This is a genomic window from Nonomuraea sp. 3-1Str, assembly GCF_031570565.1.
GTDB lineage: Bacteria > Actinomycetota > Actinomycetes > Streptosporangiales > Streptosporangiaceae > Nonomuraea.
Genome location: NZ_JALHBK010000020.1, coordinates 21123 through 34942, shown reverse-complemented (window position 1 = coordinate 34942; position 13820 = coordinate 21123). Strand labels below are relative to the sequence as shown.

The 13820-nt window shown below is 73.1% G+C and carries 12 protein-coding genes; 2 read left to right on the top strand and 10 right to left on the bottom strand.

Annotation, left to right across the window (positions count from 1 at the left end; translation table 11 throughout):
- Window positions 1–167: 167 nt before the first annotated feature.
- Window positions 168–1511: a hypothetical protein gene (locus MTP10_RS27800; RefSeq protein ID WP_310712643.1), complete on the bottom strand. Its 1344-nt coding sequence runs from the start codon at window positions 1509–1511 to the stop codon at window positions 168–170.
- A 371-nt stretch (window positions 1512–1882) separates the two neighbouring features.
- Between MTP10_RS27800 and MTP10_RS27795 the strand changes: the two genes are divergently transcribed.
- On the top strand, window positions 1883–4006 hold the full coding sequence (locus MTP10_RS27795; protein WP_310712804.1) for an ATP-dependent DNA helicase: 2124 nt from the start codon (window positions 1883–1885) through the stop codon (window positions 4004–4006).
- A 90-nt stretch (window positions 4007–4096) separates the two neighbouring features.
- Here MTP10_RS27795 and MTP10_RS27790 read toward each other — a convergent pair whose 3' ends face one another.
- Together MTP10_RS27790 and MTP10_RS27785 are read right to left on the bottom strand one after the other, a co-directional pair.
- Window positions 4097–5323 carry a cytochrome P450 gene (locus MTP10_RS27790; protein WP_310712642.1) on the bottom strand — a complete coding sequence of 409 codons (1227 nt, stop codon included), beginning with the start codon at window positions 5321–5323 and terminating at the stop codon, window positions 4097–4099.
- Between the two features lie 93 nt (window positions 5324–5416).
- Window positions 5417–6358, bottom strand: coding sequence for an RNA polymerase sigma-70 factor (locus MTP10_RS27785; RefSeq protein ID WP_310712641.1), 942 nt, complete (start codon window positions 6356–6358; stop codon window positions 5417–5419).
- A gap of 218 nt (window positions 6359–6576) precedes the next feature.
- Here MTP10_RS27785 and MTP10_RS27780 point away from each other — a divergent pair, with 218 nt between their 5' ends.
- Window positions 6577–7422, top strand: a complete 846-nt coding sequence (locus MTP10_RS27780; protein ID WP_310712640.1) for an SDR family NAD(P)-dependent oxidoreductase — start codon at window positions 6577–6579, stop codon at window positions 7420–7422.
- A gap of 30 nt (window positions 7423–7452) precedes the next feature.
- Here the strand turns inward: MTP10_RS27780 and MTP10_RS27775 are convergent, their stop codons facing one another.
- The 7 genes from MTP10_RS27775 to MTP10_RS27745 all read right to left on the bottom strand — a co-directional run bounded on the left by MTP10_RS27775 (window position 7453) and on the right by MTP10_RS27745 (window position 13756).
- Entirely contained in the window at window positions 7453–8211 is a 759-nt protein-coding gene (locus MTP10_RS27775; protein WP_310712639.1) for an SGNH/GDSL hydrolase family protein, read from the bottom strand.
- A gap of 7 nt (window positions 8212–8218) precedes the next feature.
- Entirely contained in the window at window positions 8219–9295 is a 1077-nt protein-coding gene (gene aroB / locus MTP10_RS27770; RefSeq protein ID WP_310712638.1) for a 3-dehydroquinate synthase, read from the bottom strand.
- The gene (locus MTP10_RS27765) at window positions 9292–9792 is read right to left on the bottom strand and encodes a shikimate kinase (RefSeq protein WP_310712637.1); all 501 of its coding nucleotides are present in this window, start codon (window positions 9790–9792) and stop codon (window positions 9292–9294) included. Before MTP10_RS27765 ends, aroB begins: the two co-directional genes overlap by 4 nt.
- A complete protein-coding gene (gene aroC, locus MTP10_RS27760; protein WP_310712636.1) occupies window positions 9789–10970 on the bottom strand; it encodes a chorismate synthase in 1182 nt (393 codons plus the stop codon). The genes MTP10_RS27765 and aroC overlap by 4 nt, the downstream gene beginning before the upstream one ends.
- Window positions 10971–11069: 99 nt before the next feature.
- Window positions 11070–11828, bottom strand: coding sequence for a prepilin peptidase (locus tag MTP10_RS27755; RefSeq protein ID WP_310712635.1), 759 nt, complete (start codon window positions 11826–11828; stop codon window positions 11070–11072).
- A gap of 219 nt (window positions 11829–12047) precedes the next feature.
- On the bottom strand, window positions 12048–12584 hold the full coding sequence (locus tag MTP10_RS27750) for an SseB family protein (RefSeq protein WP_310712634.1): 537 nt from the start codon (window positions 12582–12584) through the stop codon (window positions 12048–12050).
- An 80-nt stretch (window positions 12585–12664) separates the two neighbouring features.
- Window positions 12665–13756 (bottom strand): FAD-dependent monooxygenase, encoded by a 1092-nt coding sequence (locus MTP10_RS27745; RefSeq protein WP_310712633.1) that lies wholly within the window; start codon window positions 13754–13756, stop codon window positions 12665–12667.
- Between the last annotated feature and the right edge of the window lie 64 nt (window positions 13757–13820).

Sequence of the window (13820 nt, the reverse complement as noted above, 5' to 3'; positions counted from 1 at the left end):
GCGGGACGATGGGACACTTCAGGCCCTCCTCGGCAACGGGGTCGGGGCACTCGCCCCGCGCGGCGACGACCTTCCCGCCGCGGAACGCCGGGGGGAAGGGTCGGCATCCATCATGCCGTGCCCTCGCGAACGGCCGGGCCGCGGGTCACCCGCCGGACGGCCGCCCGTCACCAGTCGCGGCGGTCGTCCCGGTCGTCGTACTGCTGGTCGGGACGCAGGCGCTCGCCTGTGGAGAACATGGGGTCACCGACGTACGGGCGCGACAGCGGCTGGCCGTCCGGCTGCTGCTGGTACTGGTGGCCGGGCTCCGGGGTGCCGAGGGCGAGCAGGGGGTCCACCGGGTTGGCGGTGGGCGGGGGGTAGACCGGGTAGTCCTGGCCGGCGTAGTCGCGGGCCCCGTTGTGCTGTGCCGGATAGTCCTGCTGCCGGTACTCCTGGGCCCGGTAGTCCTGGGCCTGGGGGTCCTGCTGCCGGTAGTCCTGCGCGCGGTGGTCCTGCCGGCGGCTGTCCTGGGACGGGTAGTCCTGGGCCTGGTAGTCCTGGGCCTGGTAGTCCTGGGACGGCCGGTCCAGCGACGCGTACCCGTCGCCGACGCGGTAGGAGTCGCCGCTGGTGTACGGGTCCTGAGCGGGGCGGTCGGTGTGCCGGGCGGCGGCCCGCTGCGGCATGGAGCGGGGCCTGCCCGCGCCGGGGATGCCGTGCATCGGCGTGCCGAGGCCGGCGGCGCCGAGGTCGGCTGCGGTGTCCGCGGCCTGGCCGGCACTCCGCCCCTGGTAGCCGCGGTCGTCCTGGACGTACCGGTCCTGGGCGGCCCTGTCGTGGGTGCGGGCCGCGTAGGGGTCGGACGCCTGTGACGGGAAGCCGAGCGGGTCTGTGGAGTGCGGCGGCGCCTGGCGTTCGCGGGGAAGCTGGTAGCCGCGCTCACCGGCGACCGGGTGCGGGCCGGAGAAGGGGTCCGGATCGAGGCTGTACTGGGGGCCGCTCGGGGTGTCGTCGACGTACTGCGGGCCGGTGAACGGCTCGGAGCGCTGCGGCTCGGCGTACTGCTGCGGGGCGGCGTAGGAGCGTCCGGTGCCCGGGTCGGAGTACTGGGGGTCGGAGTACTGGGGGCCGGTGAAGGGCGCCCGCTCGCCGTACTGACCGGGCGAGGTGTCGCCGTACTGACCGGATGACGGGTCGCCGTACTGGCCGGCGGCGGTGTCCGCGTACGGGGAGGAGTCGCCGTACGGGTCGCGCTGGGCGGGCGGATCGCTGTAGGAGGCGACGAGCTTGTCCTGGCGGGGCGGCGTGCCGCGGGCGACGAGCACGTCGCTGGGCGAGAGGGTGGCCGTCGGGCGCTCTTCGGGCTGCTGCTGGACCGGCGCCGGCGGGAGGGTCTGGGGGCGCTGGTACTGGCCGGTGCCCGGGATCACCTCGGTGCCCGGGTCGTGGGCGGGCACCGCCGGCTGCTCGCCGGTGGCCTCCGCGAAGCCCTCGTCGAGGGTGTCGAGCAGGCGTCCTACGTCTTCCATCGGCATGCGGAAGCTGGCGGTGCACATCTCTCCCCGCCAGAGGCTGAGGACCAGTGTGCCCTCGTGCCACGTGACCCGGAGGCACCTCTCCTGACCCCGGGCATCGAAGAAGACTTCACCGAACGACGGCAACGGGACAACTTCCGACATGGCAGACATACTGCTTTAACCAGCCTTTATTCGTCCACTCAACCCCGGATAACCCTACTTTAACCGGACTTCTCATTCTTATCCCGGACCCATCTGGTCACATAAGGCAGACCAGTTGGCGTCCCGGTCGTTCAGTGTGCCACGTGCCCCGCCGGGTGTGTCCCGCGAACGCCGGGATGCGCATGGCCGATCACACGGCGTTCGGCGCCGGGCACCCGCGAATGCGGGTAGCGTTTACTGCCGTGCCGGACTCCCATCTCCCGTCAGTGGACGAACTGCTCAGCATCGCGGTCAGCGCCGTCGGAGGGAGCGAGCGGCAGGGCCAGATCACCATGGTCCAGGCGGTCCAGCGGGCCATCGACCACAAGGAGCACCTGGCCGTCCAGGCCGGCACGGGCACCGGCAAGTCGCTCGCGTACCTCGTCCCCTCGATCCGGCACGCGATGGACGCCGACAAGCCCGTGGTGATCTCCACGGCCACCATCGCGCTGCAGCGCCAGCTCGTCGACCGCGACCTGCCGCGCCTGTCCGAGGCGCTGGGCAAGGAGCTCCCGCACGCGCCGACGTTCGCCATCCTCAAGGGCCGTCGCAACTACCTGTGCCGTTACAAGGCGACCGCCGGCTGGCCCGAGGAGGACGAGCAGGACCAGCTGTTCGACCCGCGCGAGGTCAGCGCCACGGGCCGGATGGTGCAGCGCATCCAGGAGTGGGCCGAGGAGACCGAGACCGGCGACCGCGACGAGCTGGTGCCGGGCGTCAGCGAGCAGGCGTGGCGGCAGTTCTCCGTCAGCGCGCAGGAGTGCCTGGGCGCCAGCCGCTGCCCCAGCGGCGCCGAGTGCTTCGCCGAGATGGCGCGGGCGCGCGCCGGCGAGGTGGACGTGGTCGTCACCAACCACGCGCTGCTCGCCATCGACGCCATGGGCGACCTGCCGGTGCTGCCCGAGCACGACACCGTGGTGGTCGACGAGGCCCACGAGCTGGTCGACCGGGTGACGTCGGTGGTGACCGGCGAGCTGTCCGACACCACGGTCATGCTGGCCGTACGACGGGTGGGGCGGCTCATCGAGCAGCCCGTCGCCGACCAGCTCATGGAGGCCGGCGAGGACCTGAAGGCGCTGCTGGCGGCGGCACCGGCGGGCCGCGTCGACGAGCTGCCGCAGGTGCTCGGGATGACGCTCGCGCTGGTGCGCGACGCCTCCGCGCGCTGCCTGACGGCGCTCGGGCCGCGCGGCGGCGACAAGGACGACCCCGACCGCGCCGGTCAGCGCAAGGCCGCGTTCACGGCGCTGGACGAGGTGCACGACACGGCGGTGCGGATGCTGGAGGCGTACGGCCACGCCTCGGAGAGCGACCGGGCCGAGGTGGTCTGGCTGGACGCGGGCACCGACCGGCGCCCGCCCACGCTGCGGGTCGCCCCGCTGGGCGTGGGCGGCATGCTGCGCGAGCGGCTGTTCGGCGACCGCACGGTGGTGCTCACCTCGGCCACGCTGGCCCTCGGCGGCACCTTCGACGGCATGGCCCGCCAGTGGGGGCTGGCCGGCCCGAGCGCCTCGGGCTCGGACGCCGGCGCGACGGTCGCGGGCGCGGACGCCGGGGCGGGAGCCGCGGGCGACTCCGGGGCGGGCTCGGGGGGCGGCTCGGGGGCGGCCGACAAGCGGGCCGCCAAGGCCGCCGAGTGGCGGGGCATCGACGTCGGGTCGCCGTTCGACCATCAGCGCTCGGGCATCCTGTACGTCGCCAAGCACCTCCCCCAGCCGGGCCGCGACGGCCTGCCCGAGGCGTACGTCGACGAGATCGCCGAGCTCATCGAGGCGGCCGGCGGGCGGACGCTGGGCCTGTTCTCCTCCATGCGGGCCGCCAAGGCCGCCACCGAGGCGCTGCGTGACCGGCTGGACGTCCCGCTGCTGTGCCAGGGGGACGACTCGACGATGCTGCTGGTCAAGCAGTTCGCCGAGGACGAGCCGACCTGCCTGTTCGGCACGCTGTCACTGTGGCAGGGCGTGGACGTGCCCGGGCCGTCGCTGCGGCTGGTGGTCATCGACCGGGTGCCGTTCCCGCGCCCGGACGACCCGCTGACCTCGGCCCGGCAGCGGCACGTGGCGGCCAAGGGCGGCAACGGGTTCATGACGGTCGCCGCCACCCACGCCGCGCTGCTGCTGGCCCAGGGCACGGGCCGGCTGCTGCGCTCGCAGAACGACAGGGGCGTCATCGCGGTGCTCGACCCCCGGCTGGCCACGGCCCGCTACAGCGGCTTCCTGCTGGGCTCCCTGCCGCCGTTCTGGCGCACCACCGACCCGGCCGTCCCCCGCGCCGCCCTCCAACGCCTGTCCACGGACCCGTCCTGACCCGCCCTTCCTGACCCGCCCGGCCGCCCGGTCCCGACCTGGCCCCAAGGTTCGATCCGCTCCACCGGACGTCCGGCGTTCAGGTCCTCCTCACCAGGTGACCGGGAGCTCGTAGGCGCCGTAGATGACGGCGTCCTCCTTGAACGCCAGGTCCTCGACCGGCGCGGCGAGCCGCAGGGTGGGGATGCGGCGGAACAGCGTGTCGAAGACGATCTGCAGCTCCATCCGGGCCAGGTTCTGGCCGAGGCACTGGTGCGGGCCGAAGCCGAAGGCGAGGTGGTGGCGGGCCCCGCGCTCGACATCCAGTTCGGCCGGATTCTCGAACGCCGCCGGGTCCCAGTCGGCCGACAGGCTGGAGACGACGACGCCCTCGCCGGCCGCGATGCTGACCCCGCCGATCTGCGCGTCCTCGGTGGCCACCCGGGAGACGACCGTGTCGGTGATGGTGAAGTAGCGCAGCAGCTCCTCCACGGCCATGGGCGTCCTGCCCGGGTCGGCCGTGATCAGGGCCAGTTGCTCCGGGTGGGTGAGCAGCCCGATCACGCCGAGCGAGATCATGTTCGCCGTGGTCTCGTGTCCGGCGGTCAGCAGCAGGAAGGCCAGGCTCACCAGGCCCTCGTGATCGAGGGCGCCCTCCTGGCGTTGCCGGGCGATCTGCCGGCTGAACAGGTCCTCGCCGGGTTCGGACTCCTTGCGGCTGATCAGGTCGTCGATGTAGGCGCGAAGTTCGGCGAAGGCCCGCTGGCGGTCCTGCGGCGACGAGGTCCGGCGTACCGCCACGGTGGTGCGGCTCTGGAAGTAGTCGTGATCGGTGTAGGGCACGCCGAGCAGCTCGCAGATCACCAGCGAGGGCACCGGCAGGGACAGCGCCTGCACCAGGTCGACCGGGCGCCGGTCGGTGGCGAGCATGTCATCGACGAACCGGTCGACGATGCCCTGGATGCGCGGGCGCAGCGCGGCCAGCCGCTTCACGGTGAACTCGCCGATCACCGGACGCCGGGCCGCGGAGTGTTCCGCGCCGTCCATGCCGATCATCAACGGCGGCTGGCTGCGGATCTGCTGCAGGGTCGCCGCGTCGACGTTGAAGATCGGGAAGCCGTCCTTGCGCCGGTCGGAGGAGAAGCGGCGGTCGGCGAGTATGGCACGGCCTGCCTCATACCCGGACACCCACCATGCCTCGCCGCCGTTCACCAGGCGGACCTTGCTGATCGGCGCCCGCTCGCGGAGCCGCTCGTACTCGGCGGGCGGGGCGAACGGGCAGCCACGCTCGACCGGCAACTCCAGGCCGGCGAGGTCGCCGGCCACGCTCTTCGTCATGAATGACCTCCCAGTGATGGATCTGGCTGAGTTCGTTGCGCCACCGACGAGCCCGGATCGCTTCGAGGCCGCGGGCCGGCTCGTCGCCGGTGTTCATCGCAGGGTGAGGGGGATCTCGGATTCGATGCGGGTCAGCTTCTCCGGGTTGCGGACGTAGTAGAGGCCGGTGATGCGGCCGCTCTCGACCCGGATCGCTATGACGCCGTCGATCTCGCCGTCCGCGCGGAGGAGGAGTGCCGGGTTGCCGTTGACCATCGTGTGGTCGGCGGTGAGCGCGACTTCGGCCTTGCCGACGCCGCCGACGATGAAGCGGGCCACCTTGCCGGCCCCGACGATCGGCCGCGCCGCGGCCTGCTTGACGCCGCCGCCGTCGCTCACCAGGACGACCTCGGAGGCGAGCACGTCAAGGAGGCCCTGCAGGTCCCTGGTCTCGAGCGCGCGCTGGAACGACTCCAGAGCCGCCCGGGCCTGGTCCGGGGAGACCACCTCGCGGGGGCGGCGGGCGTCGACGTGCCGGCGGGCGCGGTGCGCGATCTGCCGGACGGCCGCGGGGCTCTTGCCGACGGCGTCCGCGATCTCGTCGTAGCCGACGTCGAAGGCCTCGCGCAGCACGAAGACGACACGCTCGGTGGGCGACAGCGTCTCGAGGACGAGCATGAGCGCCATCGACACGCTCTCGGCGAGCTCGACGTCCTCGGCCACGTCCGGCGCGGTGAGCAGCGGCTCGGGCAGCCAGGGGCCGACGTACGCCTCCTTGCGGCGCTTCATGGTGCGCAGCCGGTCGAGCGACCGCCGGGTCGTGATCCGCACCAGGTAGGCGCGCTCGTCGTGCACCTGCTCCACGTCGACCTTCATCCACCGCAGCCAGGTTTCCTGCAGGACGTCCTCGGCGTCGGCCACCGATCCGAGCATCTCGTAGGCCACGGTGAAGAGCAGGTTGCGGTGCGCGACGAACGCCTCGGTGGCGGTGTCCGTCCGGCCGCCACCGGCGAGCGACCCGGCCGCGCCCGTCGTCGGCTCGCTGCGCTCGTTCATGACCGGCTCCCGCCTCTTGCTCTCAACATGCTCTCAACGTCGCTCTCCACTGTGCTCCACGCATAAGACGCCGGCCCCCACCGCGGTGTGACACCCGCGATCGGTGGTGTATGTCACATGACCGCCCTGTCACAAAGTCCGGGTCGCCGGCGCCTCATGGTCGTCAGGACGCCGCGTGGACGACCCGCGCGGCACCGCAGAAGGAACGGAAAGACATCATGAGCAAGGTCTGGCTCGTCACCGGCTCGTCCCGCGGCCTCGGCCGTGACTTCGTCGAGGCCGCGCTGTCACGCGGCGACAAGGTGGCCGCGACCGCCCGGAGCACCGACGGCTTCGACGAGCTGGTCGCCGCCTACGGCGACGCGGTGCTCCCGCTCCAGATGGACGTGACCGACAAGGCCGCCGTCTTCGAGGGCGTCAAGCGGGCCAAGGAGCACTTCGGCCGTCTCGACGTCGTCGTGAACAACGCCGGCTACGCCCAGGTCGGCGCGATCGAGGAGCTGACCGAGCAGCAGCTGCGCGACCAGCTGGAGACCAACGTGTTCGGCGCGGTGTGGGTCGTGCAGGCCGCGCTGCCCTACCTGCGCGAGCAGCACTCGGGGCACATCGTCCAGCTGTCCTCCGCCGCCGGGCTCATCGCCATGCCGCTCGGCGGCGCGTACCACGCCTCCAAGTGGGCCCTGGAGGGCCTGAATGAGGCCCTCGCGCACGAGGTCGCCGACTTCGGCATCAAGGTGACCATCATCGAGCCCGGCGGCTTCGCCACCAGGTCCGGCAAGAACCCCGATCCCCTCAACAACGGTCACCTGGCCGAGACCAACCCGGTCTACGACGGCCTCCGCCGGCGCCTCGCGGACATGGTGGGAAACCAGCCCGCCGGCGACCCGGCCGCCGCCGCCCAGGCCCTCCTCAAGATCGTCGACTCCGACGCCCCGCCCCTGCGCGTGCTCTTCGGCCTGGGCTTCTACCCGATGCTCCAGCAGGCCTACGCCGACCGGCTCAAGACCTGGGCCGACTGGCAGGACCTCTCGGCGGAGGCCCAGGGCAAGCTCGCGAGCGCGTGAGCCGGTCCGACCTGCGTGCCGTGGCAGGTGTCAGTGCTCCCAGGGCGCGAGGTCCGGGCGCTTGGGATCGAGGCCGTCGCCCGAGGAGGTGCCGCGCAGTCGCCGGCTCACCCAGGGCACCAGGTGCTCGCGGATCCACTGCGCGTCCTCGCGCCGCCTGGCCCGGGGGTCCGTCGTCCGCTCCGGCCACGTCTTGCGCCAGTCGTCGAACGGCACCCCCAGCACGTCCAGCACCCGGGCCGCGACCAGCCGGTGGCCGTCCTCGTTCATGTGCAGCCGGTCGTCGCTCCAGGCGCGCCAGTCGCGCAGACCCTGCATGGACCACTGGTCGACCAGCTTGCAGCCGTACAGGTCGGCGATCGAGCGGATGTGCAGGTAGAAGATGGCGAAGCGGCCGCGCAGGCGGCGCATCAGCGGCGTGTCGCGCGGGTCGACGCCGGTGAACAGCAGCACGTCGGCCCCGCTCGCCCGCAGGTCGCGCACGGCCCCGGCCAGGGTCTTGGCCATGACGTCCGGGTCGCTGCCCGGCCGCAGCAGGTCGTTGCCCCCGGCGCACAGGCTGACCAGGTCGGGCGCCATCTGCACGGCCAGGGGCACCTGCTGCTCGACGATCTGCCCGAGCAGCTTGCCGCGGACCGCGAGGTTGGCGTAACGGAACGACGGGTCGTCGGCGGCCAGGCGCTCGGCGACCCGGTCGGCCCAGCCGCGGTAGTGGCCGTCGTGGCCCGGGTCGTTGAGGCCTTCGGTGAAGCTGTCGCCGAGCGCGACGAAGGAGCCGTAATGTCTCATGACGGTCTCAGTGGGAGATCTCCTGGTAGGCGGCTTCGAGCAGCTCCTCGGACGGGTCCTCCAGGCGGCCCGGCTTGGCCAGCCCGTCGAGGACCACGAAGCGCTGCTTGGCGCCGCGGTTCTTCTTGTCCAGCCGCATGTGGTCGCGCAGGCGCGGCCAGGCGTCGGCGCGGTAGGCCGTGGGCAGGCCGACGGCGGTGAGCACGGAACGGGTGCGCTCGACCAGGTCGGCGCCGACCCGGCCGTCGAGCCGGGACAGCTCGGCCGCGTACACCATGCCGATCGCCACGGCCTCGCCGTGGCGCATGTGGTACTGCTCGGCCCGCTCGATGGCGTGGCCGAGCGTGTGGCCGTAGTTGAGGATCTCGCGCAGCCCGGCCTCGCGCAGGTCGGCGCCCACGACGTCGGCCTTGACCTGGATCTTGCGCTCGATCAGCTCGCGCGTGTGGCGGCCCTCGGGACGGGTGGCGTCGGCGGGGTCCTGCTCGATGAGGTCGAGGATGACCGGGTCGGCGATGAACCCGCCCTTGATGATCTCCGCGAGCCCCGCCACGTAGTCGGCCCGCGGCATGCTCCCCAGCGTCGCCAGGTCGCACAGCACGCCCGCGGGCGGCAGGAACGTCCCGACGAGGTTCTTGCCCTCGGGCGTGTCGATGCCGTTCTTGCCGCCGACGGCGGCGTCGACCATCGCGAGCAGCGTCGTCGGGACCAGCACCACCTGGAGGCCGCGCAGCCACGTGGCCGCCACGAACCCGGCCAGGTCGGTCGTGGCCCCGCCCCCGACGCCCACCACGGCGTCGGAGCGGGTGACGCCGTAGCGGCCGAACGCCGACCACAGCTGCGCCGCCACCTCGACGGTCTTGGCCTGCTCGCCGTCGGGCACGGGCAGCGCCACCACGTCGAACCCGGCGTCCGACAGCGACGCGCACACCGGACGGGCGATCTCCGGCAGCCCGGCCGGGTGGACCACCGCGACCGTGCGCACCCCCGGCTTGAGCAGCCCCGGCAGCTCGCTCAGCACGCCGGTGCCGACCACCACGTCGTACGGGCTGTCGCCGCGCACGGTGATCCTCGTCGCGGTCATGAGGCGAGCCCCTTCAGGATCTCGTCGGCCAGCTCCTCAGGGGCGCGCTGGTCGGTGACGACGGTCAGGACGGCGAGCCGCTCGTAGACGGGCCGCCGCTCCTCCATGAGCTTCTTGAGCCGGCTGCGCGGGTTGAGCACGAGCAGCGGCCTGGCCGAGGCCAGGCCGACCCGCTGCACCGCGTCGGCCAGCCCCACCTGGAGGTAGACGACGGGGTGGCCGGCGAGCAGCGCCTGCGTCTCCTCGTTGAGGACGGCGCCGCCGCCGAGCGACAGCACGCCGTCGTGCTCGGCCAGCGCCCGCCGGACGGCGGCGTGCTCCAGCTGGCGGAAACGCTCCTCACCGTCCTCGACGAAGATGTCGGCGACGGACTTGCCGGCGACGGCCTCCACGTCGGCGTCGGTGTCGCGGAAGGCGACGCCGAGCCGCTCGGCGAGCAGCCGGCCGAGGGTGGTCTTGCCGGACCCGGGCGGTCCGATCAGCACGGCTCTGGTCACTTGATCACCATGGAGGAGAGGTAGCCGGACAGGTTACGGGCGACTTCCTCGACGGAGTCGCCGCCGAACTTCTCGAGCGCGGCGTCGGCCAGCACCAGCGCGACCATCGCCTCGGCCACGACGCCCGCGGCCGGGACCGCGCACACGTCGGAGCGCTCGTGGTGGGCCTTGGCGGCCTCGCCGGTCTTGACGTCGATCGTGGCCAGCGCCCGCGGCACGGTGGAGATCGGCTTCATGGCGGCGCTGACCCGCAGGACCTCGCCGTTGGTCATGCCGCCCTCGACGCCGCCGGCGCGGTTGGTGATGCGCCTGACGCCGTCCTCGGTCGTGTACTCGATCTCGTCGTGGGCGCGGGAGCCGGGGCGGCGGGCCGTCTCGAACCCGTCGCCGACCGCCACGCCCTTGATCGCCTGGATGCCCATGAGCGCGGCGGCCAGGCGGGAGTCGAGGCGGCGGTCCCAGTGGGTGTAGCTGCCCAGGCCGGGCGGCAGGCCGTAGGCGAGCACCTCGACGACGCCGCCGAGCGTGTCGCCGTCCTTGTGGGCCTGGTCGATGACGGCCACCATGGCGGCGCTGCCCTCGGGGTCGGCGCACCTGACCGGGTCGTCGTCGATCCGGGCCAGGTCGCCCGGGCCGGGCAGGGTCTCGGCCGGTGTCCTGGCGCCGCCGATCTCGGTGACGTGGCTGAGGATGTCGACGCCGAGCGCCTGCTTGAGGAAGCGCCTGGCCACCTCGCCCAGTGCCACCCGGGCCGCCGTCTCGCGGGCACTGGCCCGGTCGAGGACCTGCCGCGCGTCGTCGAAGCCGTACTTCTGCATGCCCGCCAGGTCGGCGTGGCCGGGACGGGGCCGCGAGCGCGGCGCGTTGCGCGCCAGCCCCTCCAGCTCGGCCGGGTCGACGGGGTCGGCCGCCATGACCTTCTCCCACTTGGGCCACTCGGTGTTGCCGACGCGCACGGCGATCGGGCTGCCCATGGTGCGGCCGTGGCGGACGCCGCCGGCGATCGTCACCTGGTCCTGCTCGAACTTCATCCGGGCGCCGCGCCCATAGCCGAGGCGGCGGCGGCGCAGCGCCTCGTCGATGGCGGCCGTGGTCACCTCGACCCCGGCCGGCAGGCCCTCCATGACGGCAACGAGCTCCGGCCCGTGAGACTCTCCGGCGGTCAACCAGCGCAACATGCGTCCAAGTCTTCCACGTCCCGCCCAGTGGGATGGCCCACCGTTCACCAGCCGAGACGCGCACCCACCCGATCCGCCCTGGATCCGCCGTTTGTCCGCTCATCCTTCGAGGCAGACGGCCACCAGGGCGCCGAGCAGCATGAACGGCCCCAGCGGGAACTGGGTGTCGCGGGTGGCCCGCCTGGTGAGGAGGAGCGCGAGGGCGTACAGGGCGCCGAGGAGCTGCCCGGCGACGGCGGCCACGGCCCACGCCTCCCAGCCCCGCGCGGCGGCGGCCATGCCGATGAGCCCGGCCAGCTTCACGTCGCCGAGCCCCATCGCGGCCGGCCTGACCAGCCACAGCACGCCGTACACGGCCGCGAGCGCCGCGGCGCCCAGCAGGGCGCGCGGCACCTCTCCGGTGGGCAGCAGGCTGAGGGCCAGCAGCGGGTACGAGGGCAGGGTGATCGCGTCGGGCAGCCGGGAGGTGCGCCAGTCGATCAGCGCGAGGGCGGTGCCGGCGACGGCGAGGTAGACGTACGGCAGCCCGGCACGCCAGGCGACCAGGGCGGCGACGGCGGCGGTGGCGACCTCCACGGTCGGCGGCCAGGCGGGGACGGGCCAGGTGCGCAGGGCACGGCCGAACGCCGCCCGCGCCTCGGCACGGACGTCCAGGCCGGGGACGGCACGGGTGCCCGTGCGGGAGTCCGCGTCAGGAGCGGCATGGGGATCGGCGTCGGGATCGGCATGCGGAACGGCGTCCGGAGCGGCACGGGGATCCGCGTCGGGATCGGCGTCGGTGAAGCCTCCGGCCAGGACGCGGACGTAGCGGCCGGAGAGGAGCCCGGCCAACGCCGCCAGTGCCACCAGGACCGCCACAGGCCGACCCTAGTGCGGCGACCGGGTCTCGCGCGGCCAGGTTGACGGACTCGGCCGGCACCGGACGCGATAACCACCGGACGCGATAACCACCGGACGTCCCCACGACAGCCGGCAGGCGGACGGGGCCGGTCAGCGAGCGGGCTGCGACATCAGTGCGGGCGGACGGAGACGCCAGGTGTGCGGGCGGCGACATCGGCCGCCCGGCGGGCCGGAACGTCAGGTCTGTTTGCGGGAGAACCAGCGGCGCCGGCGAGGGGCCGGTCGCACGCGGGCCACCGTCGCGCCCGCGAGCCGGTCGAGCGTGCCCGACGCGACCGCGGCCAGCGCCTCCAGCACCTCGCCCTCGATCACGAACGGCACCGGCCCCGCGACGTCCACGACCACGGCCGCCGCCTGCTCGTGGGCCGCCGCCTGGCACACCTGCGGAGTGCTGGCCTGCACCGGCCGGGCGTCGGGCCGCCACCGCGCCAGCGCGTCCGTGCCCGTGAACGCCAGCACGGCCTGCCTGCCGTCCTTGCCGACGAGCTTGGGCAGCGCCATCTCGCTCTCCTTCTCCTGCCGCAGCCCGTGCTCGCCGACCTCGGACTCGGTCAGCAGGGCGACGACGGGGACCAGGAGCCGGGCCCCGGTGAGCACGGCCAGCACGTCGGCCGGGCCTGCCGTGCCGTCCTGGTAGGAGGCGAGCGCGGCGGCCAGCGCGGGCGCGGCGCGTCCGTCGTCGTCCGGGTCGAGAGGTCGCGGGATGGTCGGCACAGTGCCCGACACTACCCTCGCCCCCGGCCGGCGCCCGAACACACCCGCCCGCCCTCCACCGGCTCCGGCGCCCGAGCGGCTCACTGGATCGCTGTGAGCGCGGCGTTCCTGGCCTGGATGTCGTCCTGGGTCTCCGGCACCATCATGCCCAGGTTGTCGCTGATCTGTACCTTGACGTCGACCAGCTCGCGGTGCTTCTCCTCGTAACGGCGGAAGGCCTGCCGGTGGTCTTCTCCGGCCGCCAGCTCCGTGGCGAGCAGGTAGGCGCCGGTCAGGGCCAGCTCAGCCCCGGCCCCCGAGGTGGGGGAGGCGCAGTAGGCGGCGTCGCCCACGAGGGCCACCCGGCCGGCCGACCACGACGGCATGCGCACCTGGCTCAGGGCGTCGAAGTAGAGGCCGGGGTCGGCCAGCGCGCCGTCGAGGAGCTGCGGCGCCCGCCACGAGGTCTCGCCGGCGAAGCTCTCCTTCAGCAACCGGCGCTGCTCGCCCAGGTCGTGGTGGTCGTAGTCCATCGGCTCCGGACGCCGGAACATGAAGTACGCCTTGGCCTGGGCGTGGTTGCCCGAGCGGTAGATCCCCACCATCTTGCCCGGCGTGTTGAACATCGTGATCGTACGGTCCACGCCGAGGGCGGCATCGGCGTCGCCGAAGGCGAAGTAGTAGCCCTTGTAGTCGAGGAAGTCCGACTCCGGCCCGAAGGCCAGGCGCCGTACGTCGGAATGCAGGCCGTCCGCGCCGATGACCAGGTCGAACCGGCCGGTGCCGCCGCTGTGGAAGCCGACCGTCACGCCGTCGGAGTCCTGCGCCAGGCTCCTGATCGAGTCTCCGAAGACGTAGTCGACGTCGTCCTTGGTCACGTCGTGCAGGATCTCCACGAGGTCACCGCGCATGATCTCGATGTCGTTCGCGAGCTGCACGCCGGCCACCCGCTGCCCCGCGGCGTCCACGAACCGCAGCTCGCGCACATCGGCCACCGCCGCCCGGATCCGCGGCAGGACGCCCATGCGCTCGACCACGTCCAGCGCCTGGTCGCGCACGTCCACGCCTTGGCCGCCGACCCGCAGCCCGGACGTCCGCTCGACCACCGTGCTCCGGAAACCGTGCCTGGTCAGCCAGTAGGCCAGGGTCTGCCCGGCGATGCCGGCCCCCGAGATCAGAACGTTCTTGCTCACTGCCACTCCAAAGGTGTCGTCGTCGATGACGCACGCGGGGAACACCGGCCGGTGCGAAAGAAGG